Annotated in this window: 20 protein-coding genes; all 20 read left to right on the top strand. The window is 41.7% G+C overall.

Annotated features, from left to right (window positions below; translation table 11 throughout):
* The first annotated feature begins 19 nt into the window (after positions 1 to 19).
* The 20 genes from RI844_RS07410 (at position 20) to RI844_RS07315 (ending at position 24,718) form a co-directional block, all read left to right on the top strand.
* On the top strand, positions 20 to 655 hold the full coding sequence (locus RI844_RS07410) for a DsbA family protein (protein WP_348397807.1): 636 nt from the start codon (positions 20 to 22) through the stop codon (positions 653 to 655).
* Between the two features lie 93 nt (positions 656 to 748).
* Entirely contained in the window at positions 749 to 2,989 is a 2,241-nt protein-coding gene (locus RI844_RS07405) for an ABC transporter permease subunit (RefSeq protein ID WP_348397806.1), read from the top strand.
* Positions 2,990 to 3,009: 20 nt separating this feature from the next.
* Positions 3,010 to 4,644 carry a phosphate ABC transporter permease PstA gene (gene pstA / locus RI844_RS07400; protein ID WP_348398328.1) on the top strand — a complete coding sequence of 545 codons (1,635 nt, stop codon included), beginning with the start codon at positions 3,010 to 3,012 and terminating at the stop codon, positions 4,642 to 4,644.
* A 73-nt stretch (positions 4,645 to 4,717) separates the two neighbouring features.
* On the top strand, positions 4,718 to 5,515 hold the full coding sequence (gene pstB, locus RI844_RS07395) for a phosphate ABC transporter ATP-binding protein PstB (RefSeq protein WP_405054478.1): 798 nt from the start codon (positions 4,718 to 4,720) through the stop codon (positions 5,513 to 5,515).
* Positions 5,516 to 5,531: 16 nt separating this feature from the next.
* Positions 5,532 to 6,236, top strand: a complete 705-nt coding sequence (gene phoU / locus RI844_RS07390) for a phosphate signaling complex protein PhoU (protein ID WP_348397804.1) — start codon at positions 5,532 to 5,534, stop codon at positions 6,234 to 6,236.
* 245 nt (positions 6,237 to 6,481) lie between these two features.
* Positions 6,482 to 7,159, top strand: coding sequence for a TIGR00153 family protein (locus RI844_RS07385; RefSeq protein ID WP_348397803.1), 678 nt, complete (start codon positions 6,482 to 6,484; stop codon positions 7,157 to 7,159).
* Positions 7,160 to 7,170: 11 nt separating this feature from the next.
* Complete coding sequence (locus tag RI844_RS07380; RefSeq protein WP_348397802.1) at positions 7,171 to 8,436, top strand: inorganic phosphate transporter; 1,266 nt, start codon at positions 7,171 to 7,173, stop codon at positions 8,434 to 8,436.
* 459 nt (positions 8,437 to 8,895) lie between these two features.
* Positions 8,896 to 9,444: an NADH-quinone oxidoreductase subunit A gene (ndhC, locus tag RI844_RS07375; protein WP_348397801.1), complete on the top strand. Its 549-nt coding sequence runs from the start codon at positions 8,896 to 8,898 to the stop codon at positions 9,442 to 9,444.
* 1 nt (position 9,445) lies between these two features.
* The gene (locus tag RI844_RS07370) at positions 9,446 to 10,084 is read left to right on the top strand and encodes an NADH-quinone oxidoreductase subunit B family protein (RefSeq protein WP_348397800.1); all 639 of its coding nucleotides are present in this window, start codon (positions 9,446 to 9,448) and stop codon (positions 10,082 to 10,084) included.
* On the top strand, positions 10,084 to 11,871 hold the full coding sequence (gene nuoC, locus RI844_RS07365; protein ID WP_348397799.1) for an NADH-quinone oxidoreductase subunit C/D: 1,788 nt from the start codon (positions 10,084 to 10,086) through the stop codon (positions 11,869 to 11,871). The genes RI844_RS07370 and nuoC overlap by 1 nt, the downstream gene beginning before the upstream one ends.
* A gap of 18 nt (positions 11,872 to 11,889) precedes the next feature.
* Positions 11,890 to 12,477, top strand: a complete 588-nt coding sequence (nuoE, locus tag RI844_RS07360; protein WP_348397798.1) for an NADH-quinone oxidoreductase subunit NuoE — start codon at positions 11,890 to 11,892, stop codon at positions 12,475 to 12,477.
* Positions 12,470 to 13,900, top strand: coding sequence for an NADH-quinone oxidoreductase subunit NuoF (gene nuoF, locus RI844_RS07355; protein ID WP_348397797.1), 1,431 nt, complete (start codon positions 12,470 to 12,472; stop codon positions 13,898 to 13,900). The genes nuoE and nuoF overlap by 8 nt, the downstream gene beginning before the upstream one ends.
* The gene (gene nuoG, locus RI844_RS07350) at positions 13,893 to 16,901 is read left to right on the top strand and encodes an NADH-quinone oxidoreductase subunit NuoG (protein ID WP_348397796.1); all 3,009 of its coding nucleotides are present in this window, start codon (positions 13,893 to 13,895) and stop codon (positions 16,899 to 16,901) included. The genes nuoF and nuoG overlap by 8 nt, the downstream gene beginning before the upstream one ends.
* Positions 16,891 to 17,880: an NADH-quinone oxidoreductase subunit NuoH gene (gene nuoH / locus RI844_RS07345; protein WP_348397795.1), complete on the top strand. Its 990-nt coding sequence runs from the start codon at positions 16,891 to 16,893 to the stop codon at positions 17,878 to 17,880. The genes nuoG and nuoH overlap by 11 nt, the downstream gene beginning before the upstream one ends.
* Positions 17,873 to 18,400, top strand: coding sequence for an NADH-quinone oxidoreductase subunit NuoI (gene nuoI / locus RI844_RS07340; RefSeq protein WP_348397794.1), 528 nt, complete (start codon positions 17,873 to 17,875; stop codon positions 18,398 to 18,400). The genes nuoH and nuoI overlap by 8 nt, the downstream gene beginning before the upstream one ends.
* A 610-nt stretch (positions 18,401 to 19,010) precedes the next feature.
* Entirely contained in the window at positions 19,011 to 19,550 is a 540-nt protein-coding gene (gene nuoJ / locus RI844_RS07335; protein ID WP_348397793.1) for an NADH-quinone oxidoreductase subunit J, read from the top strand.
* On the top strand, positions 19,547 to 19,855 hold the full coding sequence (nuoK, locus tag RI844_RS07330; protein ID WP_348397792.1) for an NADH-quinone oxidoreductase subunit NuoK: 309 nt from the start codon (positions 19,547 to 19,549) through the stop codon (positions 19,853 to 19,855). Before nuoJ ends, nuoK begins: the two co-directional genes overlap by 4 nt.
* Positions 19,856 to 19,857: 2 nt before the next feature.
* A complete protein-coding gene (nuoL, locus tag RI844_RS07325; protein ID WP_348397791.1) occupies positions 19,858 to 21,759 on the top strand; it encodes an NADH-quinone oxidoreductase subunit L in 1,902 nt (633 codons plus the stop codon).
* A complete protein-coding gene (locus RI844_RS07320) occupies positions 21,756 to 23,252 on the top strand; it encodes a complex I subunit 4 family protein (protein WP_348397790.1) in 1,497 nt (498 codons plus the stop codon). Before nuoL ends, RI844_RS07320 begins: the two co-directional genes overlap by 4 nt.
* Positions 23,252 to 24,718, top strand: a complete 1,467-nt coding sequence (locus RI844_RS07315; RefSeq protein ID WP_348397789.1) for an NADH-quinone oxidoreductase subunit N — start codon at positions 23,252 to 23,254, stop codon at positions 24,716 to 24,718. The genes RI844_RS07320 and RI844_RS07315 overlap by 1 nt, the downstream gene beginning before the upstream one ends.
* The last annotated feature ends 20 nt before the right edge of the window (positions 24,719 to 24,738 follow it).

Here is a 24,738-nt window from a genome sequence, read left to right as displayed (position 1 = left end):
AGCACTAAAAGTTGAAAGCATGATTAAACCTGTATTGTATTATATTTATGATCCTATGTGCAGTTGGTGCTGGGGCTATCGTCCTACTTGGCAGGCCTTGCAAGAGAAGCTTAAATCTACGATTGAGGTGCAATATCGAGTTGGTGGCTTAGCCCCAGACAGTAACGAAGCAATGTCTATCGAAATGCAGCATTTTTTGCAGCAGACTTGGCATAAGATCGCTGCGCAGCTGGGCACCGAATTTAATTTTGATTTTTGGACTCAGTGCCAGCCAATCCGCTCCACCTATCCGGCATGTCGTGCTGTATTAATTGCACGCGAATACAACCTTGAACAAGATATGTATTTAGCAATTCAGCAAGCTTATTATTTACAGGCAAAGAACCCTGCTAATATTGATACTTTAGTTAACATTGCAGCTGAGTTAGGCCTTGATGTTGTCAAGTTTGAAAAAAAAATCTTAAGTGAGGATATACAGCTGCAATTAACCGATGAAGTTGCTTTCGTTCGGAATATGCCGATACAAGGGTTCCCATCATTAGTGTTATCAATTAATGGAGAGCTAAAGTCGATAGCAATTGATTATCAGCACTGGCAAGTTAGCTATGAAGCTGTAATCGCGTATTTACCAACTGAACAAGTTAATCTCAGCTAAATAACGACTATTTATCTGTTGTAATAAAACTGTCACATAACTGTCTTATAATCTCCAGTGTCTAATAAAGAACACTTATTTTAAGGTTGTACAGTGACAATTTCTGCAAAATCTTTTGAGCCAAGACAAGTTAAAAACACTTTAGCTAAATGGCTTATTTCAGTCGGCGGTGTGAGCGTTTTGTTTACCCTAGTACTGATCTTTATGTATTTAGTGTATGTAGTTAAACCAGTGTTTGAATCCGCAAGAGTTGAATCACTTGCGCTGATTGAAACTAAAGCTGAAACTAAAGGTGCGACAAATTTAGCTGTTGGTGTTGATGAATTGAAAGAGATAACGTTCAATATTAACAGCAATGGCGAGATCAATTTTTACCAATTAAAACCCAATGACACTCATCAAACTGGCGATTTATTACTTACTGAAAAGCTGATTGCAGAGCAAGATACACTGCTTGATGTATTTACCACTAATACCAATCAATATGTATTGTTAACCTCTGATGGGTTAATCAGGGTTATCCAACCTACCTTTAATGCGACCTTTGCCGCGGACATTCGCACGATTCACCCAAGTGTCGGTTATCCATTAGGTGAAAAGCCTATTGTTATTGATGAAAATGAAAATGCATTATCAATATTTTCGTTTGCCATGACCGAAGAGCGTGCAGTTGTTGTAGCACTAACTAATGATAATCGCTTGATTAAAACGTCGTTAATTGCCGAAGATAATTTTTATTATGACTCTGAATTTTCAACCGAATTCCAATTAATTAAAGACGATGTCGAAAGCCTTGATTTTGTTGAGATCACCCCTGATTTATCGATGGCTATTGCAGTTGAAAATAACGCAGTGAGTATTTTTGATTTAACCGATGAATATGATGTGCCAGTAAGAGCGGTATTTAATCCGGTTTATAAATCGGGTGCTGATATTACCTCAACAACATTATTATCGGGCAGTAGTTCAATATTATTCGGTACCAGTGCAGGTAAAGTGCATCAATACTTTGAGGTTGCTGGTAAAACGGGCAGAAGCTTTCAACTAATTCGTTCATTTGCAGTAAGCAGCAATGAAGCCGTTGCCGCTATTTATCCTGAAACCTATCGCAAAAGTTTTTATACGGTAACGCCATCAGGGCATGTTGGTGTTTATTATACAACTTCTGAGGCTAAACTTTGGCAGGGTAAATTACTCGACGATGCCAAGCAGCCTTTTGCTATCGCCCCTCGTGCTAATGGTGTGGTGATTGGCAGTGAACAATCGATTGAACTTTTTACCGTCCATAATGAACACCCGGAAGTGACTTGGTCGGCATTGTGGCAAGAAGTTTGGTATGAAGGTTACCCTGAGCCTGCCTACATTTGGCAATCTACTTCTGGCTCAGATGATTTTGAATCTAAATTCTCATTAGTGCCAATATCATTTGGCACCATGAAAGCGGCATTTTATGCGATGTTATTTGCCGTGCCAATTGCAATTTCTGCGGCTATTTATACCGCTTACTTTATGCCGCCAGCGATGCGTAAAACCGTTAAACCAACCATTGAACTGATGGAAGCACTACCAACGGTTATTTTAGGTTTCTTAGCCGGCCTTTGGTTAGCACCACTGATGGAAGAGTATTTACCGGCAGTATTTTTGCTGGTGATACTGTTGCCACTGACAACCTTTTTAACTGCCTTTGCCTGGCACAATACACCGAAAAAAGTTAAGTTAATTTTACCGGAAGCATTCGCACCAATTATTTTAATACCTGTATTAATCATTACCGGCCTACTGGCATTTGAGTTCTCGCCATTTGTTGAAGATGTGATGTTTGGCGGCGATATGCGTCAATACATTACCAACGATTTAGGCATTGATTTTGACCAACGTAATGCACTCGTTGTCGGCATTGCTATGGGCTTTGCGGTTATTCCTACTATTTTTTCAATGACCGAAGACGCAATCTTTTCTGTACCCAAGCATTTAACCTCTGGTTCATTAGCACTGGGTGCAACTCAATGGCAAACCTTAATTAAAGTTGTATTACTTACCGCAAGTCCAGGTATTTTCTCCGCTGTAATGATGGGCTTGGGGCGCGCTGTAGGTGAAACTATGATCGTGCTCATGGCAACGGGTAATACCCCGGTTATCGATTGGAGTATATTCCAGGGCATGCGTACCTTATCGGCTAATATTGCCGTTGAAATGCCGGAATCAGAAGTGGGTAGTTCACATTATCGGATTTTATTCTTAGCAGCCTTTGTGTTGTTTGTATTCACCTTTATCTTTAATACGTTAGCTGAGTTTGTTCGTCAGCGTTTACGTGAAAAATATAGTTCGCTGTAAGGATTACCCAAATGAATAATATGAATAAATGGTTTAAATCGGGTTCACCTTGGGTATGGCTAAGTGCCGCAGGTGTATCAATTAGTTTGATTTCGGTCGTTGGTTTATTGTGGTTGATCGCATCTCGTGGTTTAACGTACTTTTGGCCGGCGCAAATTCATCAATTTGAAATCCAAGATCCAAGTGGTGTTACATCGACCGTTATTGGTGAAATATATGACGTGGAGCGTATTCCAGTAGAGCAACTGGCTCACACTAATATTGACACAAAAGATGCGATTACTATTGAACGCTTTTTGATCAAAACCGGTAACCGTGAATTAGTCAGCTTGGACTTTCGCTGGATTGTTGAACCGCTGATCACGAAACAAAGCCAACCTGAAAATGTGGTGGTTATTGAGCGTCGCACCAACGGTAATTTTTATGGCTTTATTGAGCAAGTTTATATGGATGGTAAACTTGTACCTGCTGCCCAGCTTGATAATTTTTTAGAAAGAGTAAACGATTTACAAGATGATATCGCAGAATTGCAAAAAACGGATATAGGCGCAATCAATTACAATTTAGAACGCATTCGCTTGCAAGAACGTAAAGCTGAAATTGATGGCAAACTAACGGCACAGCTAAAAGCTGAGTTTGCCGTTGAGCGCAAAGCGTTAAACAATAAATACCTTGCCTTAGAAGAGCAGCTTAACGTGATGCGCACCGACGTGCAACGCGACAAGGTTGTTGTTCGTGCTATGGGCGGCGAGCTGGTCGAGATTAATCTTGAACAAGTAATGCAAATTAGTTTTAACAACCAATTAAGTTTGCTCACTAAAATTGCTAAGTTCTTCAGTCAAATAAGCAGCTTTTTAGTTGATGACCCAAGAGAAGCTAATACCGAAGGCGGGGTGTTTCCGGCAATATTTGGTACGGTATTAATGGTCTTGCTGATGACTGTTATTGTGGCGCCACTTGGTGTTGTTGCCGCTATATATTTACACGAATATGCGGGCAACAATGGCTTTACTAAATTACTGCGAATTGCGGTAATAAATTTAGCCGGTGTACCGTCAATTGTTTATGGGGTATTTGGCTTAGGCTTCTTCGTATATATGGTTGGTGGTTCGCTTGACCAGATTTTCTACCCAGAATCGTTACCAAACCCAACATTTGGCTCGCCAGGCGTACTATGGTCAGCACTTACGTTAGCGATACTAACGTTACCGGTAGTTATTGTTTCTACTGAAGAGGGTTTAGCACGTATTCCATCAAACATGCGTCATGGCTCATTAGCATTGGGCGCAACCAAAGCGGAAACGCTATGGCGTATTATTTTACCGATTGCAAGTCCGGCAATCATGACCGGCATTATATTAGCCATTGCCCGCGCCGCCGGTGAAGTAGCACCATTAATGTTAGTTGGCGTGGTGAAGATGGCGCCAACATTACCACTTGATGGCAACTTCCCGTTCTTACACTTAGAGCGTAAGTTCATGCACTTAGGTTTTCATATCTATGATGTCGGCTTTCAAAGCCCGAATGTTGAAGCCGCAAGGCCATTAGTTTATGCCACAGCATTTTTATTGGTCACCATTATTGTTGGCCTGAATATGACCGCCGTGTCTATTCGAAACAAATTACGTGAAAAGTATCGTTCTTTAGAACACTAGTAACTAACACAGAATATTTAAAAATTTAAACTGAGTAAAATTTACGATGATTAATGTAGCTCCAGAAGTATTAATGCAAAACCAGCAAGCGGTAAATATCAATGATTTACCCGCTGATCAAGTTGCCCTGGAAATTAAAGGCTTGAATCTTCACTACGGTGATAAGCAAGCATTAAATAATATTTCAATGAAGATCCCAAAAGGCAAGGTCACTGCTTTTATCGGCCCAAGTGGCTGTGGTAAATCAACGTTATTACGTTGTATCAATCGAATGAACGACTTAGTTGATATTTGTAAAATTGACGGTGAAATCGATTTACATGGAGAGAATATCTACGGTAAGCATGTTGATGTTGCCCAACTTCGCCGAAAAGTGGGGATGGTATTTCAACGCCCGAATCCATTCCCTAAATCAATTTACGAGAATGTGGTTTATGGCTTACGATTAATTGGCCAAAATAACCGCCGGGTTTTAGATGAAGCCTGTGAAAAATCCTTGCGTGCTGCGGCGCTTTGGGATGAAGTGAAAGACAGAATTCATGACAGTGCTTTAGGGTTATCTGGTGGTCAACAACAACGCTTGGTTATTGCCCGAGCAATTGCAATTGAACCTGAAGTGCTTTTATTGGATGAGCCGACATCGGCTCTTGATCCAATATCTACTTTAGTGATTGAAGAGTTGATCACTGAACTTAAAGATAAATATACTGTGGTAATCGTAACTCATAATATGCAGCAAGCTGCCCGAGTGTCAGATCAAACTGCATTTATGTATATGGGCGACCTAATTGAATATAGTGATACCAATACCTTATTTACTACCCCAAATAAGAAAAAAACCGAAGATTATATTACCGGCCGTTACGGTTAATTGAGGAGAAATAATAATGGAAACGTTTGATACCGGTCGTCATATTTCTGGCCAGTTTAACCAAGAACTTGATGCCGTTCGTAATAATGTGATGAACATGGGCGGCCTAGTAGAGCAACAACTTAAAAATGCCTTAACGGCAGTGAGTGACAATAACGAAGAACTCGCTCGCAAAGTACTCTCTAGTGATTACAAAATAAATTTAATGGAAGTAACCATTGATGAAGAATGTACCCGTATTATTGCTAAGCGCCAACCGGCAGCCAGCGATTTACGGTTAGTGATGGCGATTATTAAAACCATTGCTGATTTAGAGCGTATTGCTGATGAAGCTGAAAAAATAGCGAAAGTAGCCTTAGAACAATTTAGTGCTAAACAACAAGATTTATTATTAAACTTGGATAACCTAGGTCGTTTAGTATTAACAACACTACATGACACACTCGATGCGTTTACCCGTATGGATTTTGACGCGGCATTAAAAGTACATCAAAGTGACAATCGCATTGATCGTGAATACGAAGCGTTAATGCGGCAATTAATGACTTATATGATGGAAGATCCTCGTTCAATACCATCAATTATGTCGGTTATTTGGTCTGCTAGAGCGCTAGAGCGTATTGGTGACAGATGCCAAAACATCTGCGAATACGTTATCTACTTTGTTAAAGGTAAAGTTATTCGTCATATTTCAGAGGAAGATGTACCAGGAATTTTTTAATTAAATAAGTAAATTTGAATCGTTTAAAGCTAACATTTTAAATTATTCGTGTTTGCAATAAGTACGCTAAACTTGTTGCAAAGTTAAGCCGTTTAGAACAAGTTGTATTTTTTTTATACATATTAGGGTATGTTAGAAAAAATATCGTGTTTTATCATCAGTTAAACTTTTAAATTATCTGGCAAATAAGGTATATTTGCCAAGATTTTTAACAAGCAACATATAAGAGTTGCAGGATAAAAAATATGAGTGGAAATACAATTCTTGGCGTTTTTGCAAAATCGCCGTTAAAACCGTTAGAACAACATATTCGTAAAGTTAATGAATGTGCTGATCTTCTTCCTTCTTTCTTTGTTGCTTGTACCGCAGGTGACTGGGACAAAGCTGAAAAAATTCGTAAAGATATTTCTTCGCTTGAAAGAGCAGCCGATACAATGAAACGCGATATTCGTAATGAATTACCGGGTGGTATTTTTATGCCGGTTCAGCGTACCGATGTATTAGAGTTGGTTAGCCAACAAGATAAAATTGCCAACAAAGCAAAAGATATCTCAGGACGAATTCTAGGACGTAAATTAGTTATTCCTGCCGAATTGTCAGATGATTTCAATAGCTACTTAACGCGTTGTATTGATGCGATAAAGCAAGCCGCTGATGCAATTAATGAATTAGATGATTTGCTCGAAACTGGCTTTCGCGGTCGTGAAGTCAAGCTGGTGGAAAAAATGATCATCGAGTTGGCTTCTATTGAAGATGATACCGACTTTATGCAAATTAAACTTCGCCGCGCCTTAATGGCCATCGAAGAAGGTATGAACCCTGTTGATGTAATGTTTTTATATCAAATTATCGAATGGGTTGGTGATTTAGCAGATCTGGCTGAGCGCGTAGGTGCTCGACTAGAAATTATGTTAGCAAGATAAGGTAGATACTAATGGATATTTTAGCGAATTACGGCTCTACCTTAGTAATTTTTGCCGCAATTGTTGGTTTTATTATGGCTTGGGGTATTGGTGCCAATGACGTAGCAAACGCCATGGGAACATCAGTAGGCTCTAAAGCTTTAACAATTAAGCAAGCAATTATTATTGCGATGATTTTTGAATTTGCCGGTGCATATCTTGCCGGTGGTGAGGTTACCTCTACGATTCGAAAAGGCATCATAGATTCAAGTTTTTATATAGATACGCCTGAACTGCTTGTTTTCGGCATGATCTCAGCACTGCTTGCTGCCGGTACCTGGTTACTTATTGCCTCTTATATGGGGTGGCCAGTATCTACTACGCATTCAATTGTTGGTGCTATTGTCGGCTTCTCTGCAATTGGTGTAGGGGTACATACGGTTGATTGGGGCTCTGTTGGTGGTATTGTTGGCAGTTGGATAATAACGCCGCTCATTGCCGGGGTGTTCTCCTTTGTGATATTTAACAGTGCACAAAAGCTTATATTTGACACAGATAACCCATTAGACTCAGCTAAAAAGTGGGTTCCGCTTTATATGTTTTTAGCGGGTTTTGTATTGTCATTAGTAACAATCAAAAAAGGTTTAAAGCACATTGGTTTAAACATCGGTTCGGCAGAAGGTTACATGTATGCCATAGGTGTTGCCATTTTAGTGGCTGTTATAGGTAAGTTCTTTATCTCTCGCCTGAAGTTTAAAGAGTCTAAAAACCGTCGAGCTAATTACATTAACGTTGAAAAAGTATTCGCCGTATTAATGGTTATTACCGCGTGTGGTATGGCCTTTGCCCACGGTTCAAATGATGTAGCCAATGCTATTGGCCCATTAGCAGCGGTAGTATCTATTGTTGGTAATGATGGTGAAATCGCTTCTAAAGCTGCACTGGCATGGTGGATATTACCGCTTGGTGGTATAGGTATTGTTGCCGGTTTGGCGTTATTCGGTCACCGTGTAATGAAAACAATCGGTACTGGCATTACTCATTTAACGCCTAGCCGTGGCTTTGCCGCGGAACTTGCAGCAGCGTGTACTGTTGTAGTCGCATCAGGTACAGGTTTACCAATTTCAACCACACAAACACTAGTTGGTGCTGTGTTAGGTGTAGGTATGGCTCGTGGTATTGCCGCAATAAACTTAGGTGTTGTGCGCAACATTGTTGTTTCTTGGGTTGTTACCTTACCGGTAGGTGCCGGTTTATCAATTATGTTCTATTGGATGATTAAAGGCGCGTTCATGTAAACGCTTTTGATTCGAAGAGGAAGGCCAAGCACTGCTTGGCCTTTTTTTTGCCTTCATGGATGAAGGTATGTCGAAATTACAGGGACGTAGTATTTCGACGTCTAGTCGTCTGTCAGCACACTTTACCAGATGAAGGCGTTATGGCTATTTAGCTTCGAATATCGATCACTTCGTTATCGCATGCATTTAAAAATACCAGCTAAAAATTATTTAAAACAATCTTAAAATAGCCTTTTCTTTTTTATAAAACTTGTCTATTCTTTATTCAGTAACTATTTGAAAAAACAAACTTATTAATAAAATATAAATTATCTCTGAGCTAACGTTTCTATAAAAATAACGGCTTAGAGCGCGCGATAAGTATGTATTATACGTTTTGCCTATTGTTATTGCTTTTTTGCAAAATACAGCTGGCTTTATGAATAAAACATTGTGGTCTATCGTACATTGGGGGGTTGCGTGAGCGCGATAGATCTGTCCGTTGTACTATTAACTGTAGCTGTTGAGTCAGCCACTGATGTCACCGCTAATGCGTTAACCATTGGCGAACAACAATTTGAACAAATTTGGCCGATAGCGGCTTATTTTATTTTGTTAATGGTTTTACTTGCCATTATGCTTGGTCTCTCTGCTGTTTTAGGGCCAAAAACAAACCGTCGTCATACCCATACCCCCTACGAATCTGGCATCATTGCCGTTGATGCACCGAAAAGTCGCTTTACCAATCACTTTTTTTTATACGCCATATTCTTTGTTATTTTTGACTTAGAAACCATTTTCTTATTTGCCTGGGTTATCGCTTTTGATGAAGTTGGCATAGCCGGATTTATCGAAGCGGCAATTTTTATCGGTATTTTACTCGTCGCCTTGATTTATGTTTGGCGCATTGGCGCCTTACAATTAAAACACAAACACCTACCGGCACGAGAGTTGTTACGCGCCAGCGCAGCGAAAGCTGATAATTTAAGCGGTATAACTGCTGACTCAACTTCTAAAGGAGAACTGTAGTATGGAATGGTCCATGACAAAAGCCGCCATCGACAAAGAAATGCTCGATTCTCGTAATATCTCAGAAGATGATTTAAAGCGTAATGTGATGTTTGCCAAGCTCGATGACATGATCAATTGGGGCCGTAAAAATTCGATCTGGCCGTTTAATTTTGGTCTATCTTGTTGCTACGTGGAAATGGCGACGGGCTTTACTTCAAGACATGATATCGCCAGGTTTGGCGCCGAAGTGATTCGTGCTACACCAAGGCAAGCCGATTTAATGGTGATATCCGGTACCTGTTTTCGCAAAATGGCGCCGGTTATTCGCCACCTCTACGATCAATTAATGGAACCTCGCTGGATCATTTCCATGGGCTCGTGTGCCAATTCAGGTGGCATGTACGATATTTATTCCGTGGTGCAAGGCGTTGACAAATTTATCCCTGTTGATGTGTATGTACCGGGTTGTCCGCCTAGGCCGGAAGCATTACTTGAAGGCTTATTATTACTACAAACTAAAATCGCTAATCAGCCTAGACCATTAAGCTGGGTAGTTGGTGAGCAAGGTATGACTGAAGTGGTTAAGCCGTCTTTACGTGATATTAAGCAACAGAGCCGTATTGAAGTCACCGTATTAGACGAGCCGGATAGCATATAATGAGTAGCTCTTTTTTAAAAAATTCAAAAGACTGGCAAGAGCAAGCACAGTTTAGTATTAGCGAAGAAGTCGCCAACATTAATAGTGAGCTTAGCCTGCAAAAACAAGTGTTGATCGACAACATTGAAACCTATTGGGTAGCAAAAAAGCACTTAACCATGTTGATGTATTTACTCAAACAGCAACTTGATGATGGGTTTGATTTCTGTTTCGACATTACCGCGATTGATGAACGGGTGCGTGAAAATAAGTTGTGCGCACAAGTTGCAGATTTTACCTTGGTGTATCATTTGCGCTCATACGCTCGTAATCGTGATGTCCGTATTAAAGTGGCATTAACAAGCCATGATAAAAGCGTCGAAACAGTGAGTAATATTTGGCCGAATGCCAATTGGTATGAGCGTGAAGTATGGGATATGTTTGGTATCACCTTTAATAATCACCCCCATCTTGCCCGCATACTAATGCCAGATACTTGGGTGGGACATCCATTACTAAAAGATCATCCTGCGCGGGCCACTGAAATGGATCCTTTTACCCTGCCTGATGCCCAACAAGATATTGAGCAAGAAGCGTTAAAATTTAACCCTGAAGCTTGGGGAATGAAGCGACAAAGTAAAACCAGCGATTTTAGTTTTTTAAACCTTGGCCCTAACCACCCCAGTGTTCACGGTGCGTTTCGTATTGTGCTGCAAATGGAAGGTGAAGAAATTGTCGACTCGGTCCCTGATATTGGCTATCACCATCGCGGCGCTGAAAAAATGGGCGAACGACAATCTTGGCATAGTTATATTCCTTATACCGATCGCATCGATTATTTAGGCGGGGTAATGAATAATTTCCCCTATGTGATGGCCGTTGAACAACTTGCCGGCATCACCGTACCCGATAGAGCAAAAGTCATACGCATCATGACGGCTGAAATGTTTCGCATATTATCGCACCTGCTATTTTACGGGACATTCGCCCAAGATATTGGTGCCTTATCACCCATATTTTATATGTTTATCGACCGCGAAAAACTGTTTGGCATTATTGAAGCCTTTACTGGTGCGCGTATGCATCCAAGCTATTTTAGAGTTGGTGGCGTTGCCGCTGATTTACCGAAAGGTTGGGACAGCTTAGTCCGTGAATACGTGAACTACCTTCCAAAGCGGTTAGATCAGTACGAAAAAATGGTCATGCAAAATGAATTACTCAAAGCGCGAACCGTTAATGTTGGTGCTTATTCTACCAAAGAAGCAATAGAGTGGGGGATCACCGGCCCAGGCCTTCGTGCTACTGGCTACTCTTGGGATTTACGTAAGCAGCGCCCATATGGCGGCTATGATCAATTTGATTTTGACGTGCCTGTTGGCCAAAACGGCGATTGTTATGACCGATGTCGGGTAAGGGTTGAAGAAATGCGCCAAAGTATTCGCATTATCGAGCAATGCTTAAATAACATGCCATCAGGTCCTTATAAAGCCGACCATCCACAAACTACTCCACCCGATAAATCACGCACCATGCAAGATATCGATACTTTGATCCCACACTTTGTCAATGTGTCGTGGGGACCGGTGATCCCTGCTGGAGAAGTATCTGTGAGCGTGGAAGCAACCAAAGGCATTATGGCCTATCACTTAGTAAGTGATGGCAGCACTATGAGTTATCGAACCCGTATTCGCACCCCGTCGTTTGCCCATTTGCAAATGATCCCATTAATTTCGCAAGGGCAAATGGTTGCCGATTTAATCGCCACATTAGGTAGTATCGACTACGTAATGGCCGACGTAGATAGATAGAGGCTAATAGATAAAATTATGACCTTACTTTCAATAAAAACAAAGCCAACTGCTGCAGATGCGCAAATTGATGTGCTTAATATTGATTATAAAAGCTATTTAAGCGCAGCCGAAATAAATGAAATAGAGCACGAAACCACTATTTTAGAGTATCGCGAAGCGGCAGGTATTGAAGGTTTGAAAATAGTGCAAAAAAGCCGTGGCTGGATCTCGGATGAAAGCTTATATGCCATCGCTGATTTACTGCAGATGAGCGCTGCCCAACTTGAAGGCGTCGCGACGTTTTACAATTTAATTTACCGCCAACCGGTGGGTAAATACGTTATTCATTTATGTAACAGCATCAGCTGTTACTTAACCGGTTATGAAACGATCAGCGATACGATCAAGCGCGAACTTGGCATCGATTATGGGCAAACCACCGATGATGGTTTATTCACCTTGATCACCAATGCCTGTTTGGGGGGGTGTGATAAAGGCCCAACATTAATGATAGGTGAGCAACACTATCAAAACCTTGATAGTGACAAGGTAAAAACGCTGTTGAAAGACTTACGCGAGCAAGCCAGAACTAGTGATGCTGGACAAGGAGATAACAATGAGTAATTTTATTGTTGACCCCAGCATGCCATTAACAGGGCTAATTAACCTTGCACAACCACTAAGTTTCGCTGGTTATCAAGCAAGCGGAGGCTATCAAGGTGCACAAAAAGCACTCAAGATGAGCTCTGCACAATGTTTGGATGTGGTTAAAGATTCAGGTTTAAAAGGTCGCGGCGGCGCCGGATTTCCAACCGGGATGAAATGGAGCTTTGTGCCTATGTTTGCTGAGGATGATGTAAACGCCCCTGATAATAAATACCTGGTTTGTAACGCTGATGAAATGGAACCCGGCACTTTTAAAGACCGGTTATTGATTGAAGGTAATCCGCAGCAACTGGTTGAGTCGATGCTCATTGGCGCATATACCATAGGCGCAAATAAAGCCTATATATTTTTGCGCGGTGAGTACTTCCTAGCTGCTAAGCGCATACAAACAGCGATAGACGAAGCCTATAAAGCCGGTTGGTTAGGCACAAATATTCAAGGCAGTAACTATCAACTCGATTTATATTTGCACACCAGTGCTGGGCGCTATATTTGCGGTGAAGAAACGGCACTGATCAATGCCCTTGAAGGAAAACGCGCCAACCCGAGAGCAAAGCCGCCATTTCCGCAGGTGAGTGGTTTATTTGGTAAACCGACTATCGTCAACAATGTTGAAACGCTATGTAACTTACCGCACATTTTTAAACATGGTGGCGACTGGTTTAAAGACTTTTCACCGAACAGCGATCCGGGCAGCAAAATTTATGGTGCCAGCGGCCGAGTTAAAAATCCAGGGCTTTGGGAAATGCCAATGGGGATGACAATTGGCCATGTGCTTAATGATAAAGCCAAAGGTATGCAAGACGGGCTTAAATTTAGAGGGTTATTGCCCGGCGGCGCATCCACAGACTTTCTGGTGGAAGAACATCTTGATACGCCAATGGATTATGACAATATTGCCAAAGCCGGCAGTCGTTTAGGCACTGCCGGGCTAATAGTGCTAGATGATCATAATTGTCCGGTCGGTATGGTATTAAACTTGCTGCAATTTTTTGCGCAAGAGTCTTGTGGCTACTGTACGCCATGTCGAGATGGTACCCCTTGGGTCGTTGAAATTTTAACACGTATTGAACAGGGCAATGGCACATTAGCCGACATTGACAGCTTAGAAAAACTCTGTGACTTCATGTGGATTGGTAAAACCCATTGCGCATTAGCCCCAGGTGCTGTTGAACCCCTAAGAAGTGCATTAAAGTATTTTCATGATGACTTTTTAGAGCATATAGATAAGGGTTGTTGTCCAATCAAGCATGGTAATAAACCTGCTACTTTAACCAAGAGTAAAAGCGGCGCTATCAATATCGCGGCCGTTGCCAATAGCACTATCAATACTGATAGCAATACGACTGGCACTAACAATCAGGAGGCTGCTCATGAGTGATAATAGCGTGACTATTTATGTTGATGGCGTGCCTTATCAAGTTGATGGCAGTGATAACCTGTTGGCCGGTGTATTATCGAGTAAATTAGATTTACCGTATTTTTGTTGGCACCCTTCCATGGGCTCTGTTGGCGCCTGTCGTCAATGTGCAGTAACCGTCTATAACGACGAAACCCAGCAACAGGGCCGTTTAGCTATGGCCTGTATGACTCCCATCACCGACGGAATGCGAATCGGATTAGGCGATAATTACTCAAGTCACTTTCGTGAGCAAGTCATTGCCGCAATGATGACAAATCATCCTCATGATTGCCCCGTGTGTGCTGAGGGTGGGGAATGCCACTTACAAGATATGACGGTAATGACGGGTCATAACCAACGTGAATACGTAGGCGACAAGCGCACATTTACAAATCAAGACTTAGGGCCGCACATTAGTCATGAAATGAATCGCTGTATAACGTGCTATCGTTGTGTGCGTTTCTATAAAGATTACGCCGGCGGTAAAGACTTTGGCGTGTATGGCTCTAAAAATAGGGTGTACTTTGGCCGTCAACAAGATGGTGTTTTAGAATCGGAGTTTGCTGGTAACTTAGTTGAAGTCTGCCCAACCGGAGTGTTTACCGATAAACCATTTTCAGCCCATTATGCCCGCAAGTGGGATCTGCAATCGGCGCCGTCAATATGCAAAGGCTGTGCGGTTGGTTGCAACATTAGTGTCGGTGAGCGTTATGGCTGTGTGCGCCGGGTGGTAAACCGTTATAACGATGATATTAATGGTTATTTCTTATGTGACAAGGGCCGATTTGGTTTTGGCTATGTAAATAGCGATGACAGAATTCACACCGCAAAAGGTATAAACCAGGAAATTAATAACAAACTCTCCACTAAAGATGTGCAATTATCTTTAGCTAAATATAAAGGTCAACGTTTTGTCGCTATTGGCTCAGAGCGAGCTTCCCTTGAAACCAATACCGCATTAAAACATTTATTCGGTGCAGAAAATTTTTGTTCAGGCCTAACGATAAAACAAAGCCAATTACTCAGTATAAATACACAAATGCTCAATCATGTCAGTATGCTGAGCGTCAAACAAATTGAACAAGCCGATTGCGTGCTGGTGCTAGGTGAAGATCTTACTCAAACATCACCAAGAATTGCCCTAGCACTTCGTCAAACTGTCCGTAATGCCGGGCTTGATGTTGCCGATAAATTACGTATCCCAAGGTGGCAAGATGAAGCGGTTAGAACTGCGGCAGGTAAAACCTTAACGCCGTTGTTTATTTGTGATGTGGGCGCAAGCAAGCTTGATGATGTGGCCAGCACAGTAAATTATTCTAGCCCTGATGATATTGCCAATATCACCCAAGCGATTAATGCCAAATTATCACACCATAAAACGCTATTTGCTTCACTGAGCAAGTCATTAACAACTACGCAGCTTGAATTTGTTGAACAAGCAGCAACCGCGCTGGCAAGCGCTAAACAACCATTAGTTATCAGTGGTCATTCCTTAGAACATGTCGGGCTTGCTGAGCAGTGTTTGAACTTAGCAACTGGCTTTGCGGCTTTATCTTCAGCTGAGCCTAATGGCAAATCTAGTGCTGAACAAGATGAAAAAACCAGGCTGAATTTTGCCATAATGCCGAAACAAGCCAATAGCTTAGGGCTTGCCAGTTTACTTAGTGATACCTGTTTAACACTTGAGCAAGTGTGTCAGCAAGCAAGTGCTAATCAAATTGATGGCTTGCTGGTATGCGAAAACGAATTAGCAAACCTTAGTGACACCGTTCGCAATAAACTATTTGCTTCGGTATCTACCATAATTGCACTTGATCACAACCAAAGCGTGGTCACTGACCATGCAGATGTGATCTTGCCTGTTGCTGCCTTTAGTGAATCACAGGGCTTGTTGGTTAATTATCAAGGTCGGGCACAGTGCTTTTATCCGTCTTTCGCGCCGAAACTGCCAATATTACCTTCCTGGCGTATTATCACTATGCTAGATGCCATTATTGGTAAGGGGAAATTGGCTGATTCTCCAACGAGCATTGATAACTTCACCATTAATGATTTTTGGCAAACTTTACAGCGAATTGAAGCTAGATTTCCCGATACTTCGGCATTTATTGCCGAACAATTTTTGCTTAAAACGGCAAGACAAACCCATCGCGCTTCTGGTCGCACAGCAATGACAGCAAATCAAAGCGTTCATGAAAGTAAAGCAACCATTGATAATAGCTCTCCTTATAAGTTTTCAATGGAAGGAATTCACCCGCAAAATGATCATTCTTTAAACTCAAGTGCAGCTAATGCCATGCCATATACCTGGGCTCCAGGTTGGAATTCGAATCAATCAATCAGTAAATATCAACAGCAGGTCGGTGAAGGCCTAGTTACCCGCTCTCCTGAAGTGCAGATATATGATCCTAATACACACAGTCAATCGGCTCCGGATACCATTTCTGCAGAGCAAGCCGGTAAAGGCATAAAACAAGTGTCACCGGAGTCTATCGATAATTTAACAGATCAAATAGAAAATAATGGCGAAGAGGGTAGTGACAATATAACGTTTATTCCGGCCAAACATATTTTTGCGAATGACTATTTAGGTCTTAAAGGCATAGAGTTTGAGATGTTATCGCCCATACCCTACGTAGAGCTAAGCAATAGTTTAGCAAAGCATTTAGGGCTAAGTGATTGCTCACATATAAATATGCAATTAACGGATTCAACGCAAACGTGTCAGTTAAAACTGACCAGTAACATAGCCGCCAATTGCGCTTTGGTTTATCTATTTGAAAGTGACCGTAAATATATTGAGTTAAGTAATAGTCAATTAACTCCAGCGACTACTGAACAAGTTTTGGAATTTGAGCAAGCGTTAGCCAATAAACTTTCCTGTGCTGAAGAAAATAAGCAAAATCTGCTGGCTCGCTTAAAACAAAACGATCAATTTATTCCTATTCGACTAATGGCGGGAGGTTTAGATGATCTATAAGCTGATTGAACTGAGTGTCATACTCGCATTGCTTATTCCTATTGCCGCTATGTTGGTGTGGGTAGAGCGGCGATTAATTGGTATTTGGCAAGACCGACTGGGCCCAAATCGGGTAGGGCCATTCGGCATTTTACAATCCCTTGCTGATTTATTAAAAATACTAGGTAAGGATGAGTTCACCCCTAAGTTTGCCGATAAAGTTATTTTTATTGCGGCGCCGGTAATTGCCGCAACTACAGTATTAATGAGCTTTGTTGTGGTACCGTTTTCCGACACTATAGGTATTTCAGATCTGAATATTGGCGTGTTGTTCTTTTTAGCAATGACGTCTCTTGCTGTTTATGGCGTTGTGTTAGCTGGTTGGGCTTCAAAAAACAAATATGCATTACTCGGTAGTATGAGGGCGGCGGCGCAAACCATTAGTTATGAAGTGTTTATGGGCTTGTCGGTAATGGGCGTTGTGCTTATTACCGGTAGTTTTAACTTACGTGACATTGTTGTTGCACAGCAAGATGGTTGGTTTATTCAATCTCAATTGATCGGTTTTGTGGTGTTTCTAGTGGCGGGAATTGCTGAAAGTCATCGCTTACCGTTTGACTTACCTGAAGCAGAAACCGAACTTACCGCTGGATTTCATACCGAATATTCAGGCCTTAAATTTGCCCTGTTCTTCTTAGGTGAATATTTAGGCGTCACCTTAATATCAGCTATGTCTGTAACGTTATTTTTTGGTGGTTATTTGCCGCCAGGGTTTCTTCCTAGCGAATGGGCCAATATGATCCCATCACTCGTATGGTTTATCGGGAAAGTATTTATTCTTATTATGTTTTTCATCTTGTTAAGAACATCTCTACCACGGCCAAGGTTTGATCAATTACTCGAGTTTGGTTGGAAGGTGATGTTGCCACTAGCACTATTTAATTTATTACTAACCGCAGTATTAAAGCTTACCGGCGTAATTGGAGGCGTGCATGCTTAAAATGTTTTACAGCCAGCTTCGCACTATGTGGTTAGTGCTTAAACATACGTTTACCAAAGCCGATACCGTGCAATATCCTGAGCAAAAACCGTATTTAGCGCCACGTTATCGAGGCCGAATTGTGCTTACTCGTGATCCTGATGGCGAAGAGCGCTGTGTAGCCTGTAATTTGTGCGCTGTTGCTTGCCCTGTAGATTGTATCGCCTTGCAACAAACCATAGATCCTGATGGTCGAAAGCGGGCTGAGTTTTTTAGAATTAATTTCTCCCGTTGCATCTTGTGCGGCTTTTGTGAAGAAGCGTGTCCCACGTATGCCATACAGCTTACGCCAGATATCGAACTTGCTGAATACGATAGACAAAATTTGGTCTATGAGAAAGAAAATTTACTCATCAGCGGCCCGGGAAAATACCCGGATTACAATTTTTACCGGCAGTCAGGTGTTGCTGCAGGTGTGAAAGAAAGAGGCGCAGGTGAACACGAGAAAGCACCCGTTAATGTCAAAGACTTGATGCCGTAGAAAAATTAGACATCGCCATGCCCAACTTGTTTGGGTATCCATAATGGAACGAGAAGCTAGAAACGAGAAACGAGAAACGAGAAACGAGAAACGAGAAACGAGAAACGAGAAACGGGAAACGAAAAGTATGGATTCCCGCCTGCGCGGGAATGACGAAAGTAGACAGCGTCATACCCAACTTGTTTGGGTATCCATAATGGAACGAGAAGCTAGAAACGAGAAACGAGAAACGAAAAGTATGGATTCCCGCCTGCGCGGGAATGACGAAAGTAGACAGCGTCATGCCCAACTTGTTTGGGTATCCATAATGGAACGAGAAGCTAGAAACGAGAAACGAGAAACGAGAAACGAAAAGTATGGATTCCCGCCTGCGCGGGAATGACGAAAGTAGACAGCGTCATACCCAACTTGTTTGGGTATCCATATTGGAGCGAGAAGCTAGAAGCTAGAAGTTAGAAACGAGAAACGAAAAGCATGGATTCCCGCCGTCGCGGGAATGACGGATAGTTATAGGAATGCAGGAACAAAGACAGCGTCATACCCAACTTGTTTGGGTATCTATAAAAAAATAGTCATGGGAATGACGAAAAAAATAATAACAGGAAGACTAATGATAAGCCAATTGCCATTTTACATTGCTGCAACCATTGCCATCATTGCCTCTATTCGGGTGGTTACTGGCTCAAATGCGATTCATGCATTGTTGTATTTAGTGGTGTCACTGTTAGCTGTGGCAGTATGTTTTTACTTCATGGGTGCACCTTTTGCTGCTGGTTTAGAGGTTATTGTCTATGCAGGGGCTATTTTAGTGTTGTTTGTATTTGCCGTGATGATGTTTGATTTACAAGGCGATAAAGACCCGATCCATTATTCGAAACACTGGTTAAGTCGTTGGCTCGGCCCGGTGTTATTAGCATCAGTATTATTAATAGAGGTCGTTTATTTAATCATCAATAGCGCCAATACTCAGCAATATACCTCATCCATTGTGTCAGCCAAGCAAGTTGGAATTTTATTATACGGGCCATATTTATTAGCGGTAGAAATTGCCTCGTTCTTATTGTTAGCAGGCCTTATTGCCGGTTACCATTTTGCCAAAAGTGCAGATGATATTGGCCAAAGCAACGATAGTATGGGAGGCCATTTATGAGTCACATTCCATTAATGCATGCATTTATTTTAGCGGGCATTCTATTTGTTATCGGTTTTATTGGTGTTATCGCCAGACGCAATACCTTGTTTATGTTAATGAGTTTAGAAGTCATGCTCAATTCTGTCGGCATTGCTTTTATCGCAGCAGGCAGTGCCTGGCAAGAAGCCGATGGCCAAATCATGTTTATCTTAATTTTAACCTTAGCAGCGGCTGAGGTTGCCGTTGGTTTAGCATTACTCATACGTTTACATCAACAGCGGTTATCGCTTGATATTGATGAACTTAATGAGATGAAGGGGTAATAATGGATAACATTCAAATACTTGCATATCTACCGTTTTACCCGTTAATAAGCTTTTTATTACTCGTGTTATTGGGCAAGCGCTTATCTTGGCTGATGGCAACAATTCTATCTGTAGGAGCTATGGCACTAAGTGCATTAAGCAGTGCCTATTTATTACAAGTCGCCATGCTAACTCCGGACACCATTTTAACGGCACATCTGTGGCAATGGTTTAAGCTTGGTGATGTCGCCGTTAATTTTGCTCTGCATCTTGATAGTTTGTCTATGGTGATGATTTCTGTCGTCAGTGGTGTGGGCTTTTTAATTCATGCCTACGCAGCAGCTTACATGAAAGATGATGAAAACTATTCACGCTTTATGGCTTATATGAACTTGTTTATTGTTGCGATGTTATTGTTGGTATTAGCTGATAATTTGGTATTGCTTTACCTTGGTTGGGAAGGTGTTGGCTTATGCAGCTTTTTATTAATCGGCTTTTGGTATCAGGACCCAGAAAATGCTGTGGCGGCCAAAAAAGCATTCATTGTGACAAGAGTCGGCGATACCTTTTTAGCGATAGGTTTGTTTTTACTATTTCGTGAAACCGGCAGTTTAACCATAGATGATGTGACCGCATTGGCGCACAGCAATTATCTCGTTGAAAACGACATGGCGTTTTGGATTTGTTTATTACTGGTTGGCGGCGCAGTTGGTAAATCTGCGCAGTTACCTTTGCAAACCTGGTTGCCCGACGCGATGGCTGGCCCAACGCCAGTAAGTGCATTAATTCATGCCGCAACCATGGTAACTGCTGGGGTGTACTTAATCGCCCGTATGCAAGGCTTGTTTATGTTAACGCCAGAAGTGATGACCATTGTTGCTTGGATTGGTGCACTAACGCTCTTGCTCGCCGGTCTTGCCGCGCTTGGCCAGTCTGATATCAAGCGCGTTCTGGCTTATTCTACCATGAGCCAAATAGGCTACATGATGCTGGCTTTAGGTGCTGGCGCATTTAGTGCTGGTGTGATGCACTTAATGACCCATGCATTTTTTAAAGCGTTATTGTTCTTAACAGCAGGCTCTATTATTCTGGCTTTGCATCATCAACAAAATATGTTCAAGATGGGCGGCTTACTGAAAAAACTGCCGTTGATAAGCGTTTTATTTTTTATTGGCATTGCTGCGTTAATAGCGTTTCCTGGCACTTCTGGCTTTGTTTCAAAAGAAGCAATACTGGCTGAGCTGTATTCGTCAGCCACAGCCGGACCAGTGTTTTGGTGGATAGGCGTAATAGGCGCACTTATCACCAGCATTTACAGTTTTAGAATGCTATTTATTACCTTCTTTGGTGAATATCGAGGCAATGAATCCGTTCACCCGGTGACAGATAAGCTGCAATTAATACCTTTAATTATCTTGGCGCTGTTAGCACTGGTTGGTGGCTTAATCACCTTGGATTTAACCGCTCTATTTCCAACAATTTCAATAATTAATAATGATCCCGCCTGGTTGCATACAATTGCTATAGCGACACCATTTGTTGGTATTGTTATTGCCTATGTTGGGTATTTTCCAAAAACTGGTCAAGATATCTCAGATCCTAGCGAAAACATATCCGCCGCCGTTGGCTCCGGAGTTAATTTATATTCGTTCTTACAACGGGGGCTAGGGTTCGACACATTATATACCTATATGCTTGTTAAGCCTTTTGTGTTTATCAGTAAATTGAATAAAAACGACATTATCGACCAAATAGTCCATGGTATCCGCTGGAATGTACAAACTTGGCATGAAGTATTCAAAGCCAGTCAAAATGGTCAACTGCGTTGGTATGGCGCGATGATAGGTGTTGGCGTTGTGCTACTGCTCGCAATTGTATTGTTTAGCGCGAACGTGTTTAACGCGGGAGGGGGGGCGCTATGATCTTAACTCAAATTCTTATCGCGTTATTCGTTGGCGGCATTATTGCCTGGGCAGCAGAGAATCATCGTGCGAATATGGGCCGCTGGATCAGTTTGTTAGCGTTACTGTTCAGCTTTGGCTTACTTGCAGAGTTTGCCGTTGAGAATCCACTGGTCTTTCATCAGTATGTAAAATTGGCCAATAGTGAATGGATTTCAGCGTTTAACATTTATTATGCCACGGGTATCGATAGTTTAAGCTTTGTTTTAATTGTACTGACATTATTGCTTGGCGTTATTTGTGTGTTAGTTTCTTGGCAAGAAATTACTGATAAGGTCGGCTTCTATTACTTTAATTTAATGGCATCTATTGCCGGTATCGTGGGCGTGTTCATTGCCACCGACTTGTTCTTATTCTTCTTTTTCTGGGAAGTAATGCTACTGCCAATGACCGCATTAATTGCGATTTGGGGGCATGAGAACAGGATTTATGCAGCAACAAAGTTCTTTATCTTTACCCAGGTAAGTAGCCTGTTAATGCTTATTGCCATTGTCGCGTTAGCGTTTATTCATCAACAACAAACCGGCAATTTAAGTTTTGATTACTTTACCTTAAAACAAATGGCGATTAACCCAGAGGTAGAGTTTTACATCATGCTTGGTTTCTTTATTGCTTTTGCCGTTAAGTTACCGTCATTTCCGGTACACACTTGGTTACCTGATGCTCATACCCAAGCGCCAACTGCAGGTAGCGTATTGCTTGCCGGCGTTTTATTAAAAACTGGCGCTTATGGTCTTATTCGGTTTGTTTTAGAGATGTTTCCCCAAGCCAGTAGTAACTTTGCCAATGTGGCTGTTGTTCTTGGTGTTGTTAGCATTATCTATGGAGCAAAACTTGCCTTTGCGCAAACCGACTTCAAACGACTCGTTGCTTACAGCTCTATTTCGCACATGGGCTTTGTTATGCTGGCATTATTCTCATTTCAGCAAATCGCCTATCATGGCGCGATACTCACTATTGTCGCACACGGCTTGAGCAGTGCCGCACTGTTTTCAATGGCAGGCATGTTGTATCAACGTTTGCATAGCCGAGACTTATCTCTGATGGGCGGCATGTATAGCAGTGCACCGCGTATGGGCGGCATGCTGTTGGCGTTTGTCGCCGCAGCATTTGGCTTACCCGGACTGCTTAATTTTGTCGGTGAGTTTATGGTGTTAACCGGCAGCTTTAAATCTTATCCTGTCCATGTGGTTTTTGCCGCACTTGGGCTTATAGGCTCGGCCATTTATGGCATGTATTTATTCCAGCAAAGTTTTCAAGGTGAAGCCAAGCACAGTATTACTGACTTAGGCAAAAGAGAGCTATTGATCTGTGGCTCATTATTGGGGCTACTGATTTGCTTAGGGTTATTTCCGGAACTGATCTTTGCCTATTTTCCAGAGCAGTATGTTGCAGCTGTAAATGAAATGAAAATTAGTGAGTTAACCAGTACCAGCGTAATAGGGAGTAAATAATGAGTAATTTAGAATTATTAGCCATATTGCCGCAGTTAATCTTGTCGCTGGCGATTGTACTGCAATTATTGTTAATCGCTATTAAACGTTCAACCTTGATGATCCAAGCATTTACCGCCATCAGTATTGTCTTGGCGGCCAGTGCACATTACTTGATATTACCGGCCATCAATACTCAGTCGACTATATTGTTTTACCTTGATGGTTTCTCCATTGCCATAAGTGTATTACTGCTATTTTGTGCGTTTATTGTTTGTTTAGTCAGTGGTCGTTATTTAAAAGTAAGCCAAGAAGTTCATGATGAGTATTATGTCTTGTTATTACTGGTCACTCTGGGAGCAAGCCTGTTAGCGATAAGCAATCATTTTGCCAGTGTATTTTTAGGTCTGGAATTATTAAGCATTGCCTTGATTGGTATGGTGGGGTACTTACGTAATCGTCGGCAAACGTTAGAAGCCAGTTTTAAATACCTGATTTTAAGCGCCACAGCGTCAAGCATTTTATTGTTTGGTATGGCAATGATTTATGCCTACAGTGGTAATCTAAATTTCCATCATATAAGCGATAGTTTTTTAGCGGCTAATAACCCACAAATGCAATTATTGTTTAATGCGGGTTCAGTGTTATTTATTGTAGGATTAGCATTTAAATTGTCATTAGCACCTTTTCACATGTGGACACCTGATGTTTATCAGGGGGCTCCTGCACCGGTAAGCATGTTACTGGCCACCGTATCTAAAACCGCTATATTTGCCGTATTGATCAAGTTTTGGTTTTTTTCGGTGCAATATGTAACTCCCATAGGAGAACATCAGTTACTTAATGTCATCACCTTTGTTGCAATAGCTTCGATGTTGGTCGGTAATCTGTTGGCATTACAACAAACCAACATTAAACGCTTACTAGCATATTCATCCATTGCCCATATGGGCTACTTGTTGATCATGTTAAATGTAATGTCACAACAATCATTGCAGCTGGCATGGGAGTCGGGCTTATTTTATTTACTGGCCTATTGCTTAGCGACGTTACTTTTATTCACCTTTATTTGTCAAACATCAAAAGCAAACAGCGAGCAAGATAACGATAACTGGCAACATTGGAATGGTTTATTCTGGCGTGCACCAGTGCAAGCCGCGGCGATGATGTGCGCGCTCTTATCACTTGCTGGTATCCCGTTAACGGCAGGCTTTATTGGTAAGTTTTATATCATCAGTACCGCCGTTGATAATTCCGCCTGGTGGTTATTAGCAAGTTTAGTGATAGGTAGCGGTATAGGCTTGTACTATTACCTGCGTATTATTTTTACCTTATTTGCCAAAGCAGACAATCAACACCTGATCAAACTGAACCGCCTGTCCCATGCAGTTATCGTCGGCTTAAGCATAACCATACTGATTTTTGGCATCTTGCCAGATGTGATCTCCGATGAAGTACGCTTTTTCGCCTTATCAAAATTCGGCTAACTCAAAAAACTAGGGTCAGA

The sequence above is a fragment of the Thalassotalea fonticola genome, assembly GCF_032911225.1.
GTDB lineage: Bacteria > Pseudomonadota > Gammaproteobacteria > Enterobacterales > Alteromonadaceae > Thalassotalea_A > Thalassotalea_A fonticola.
The sequence above is the reverse complement of the archived record's forward strand: the minus strand, read 5'-3'. Positions and strand labels throughout refer to the sequence as shown.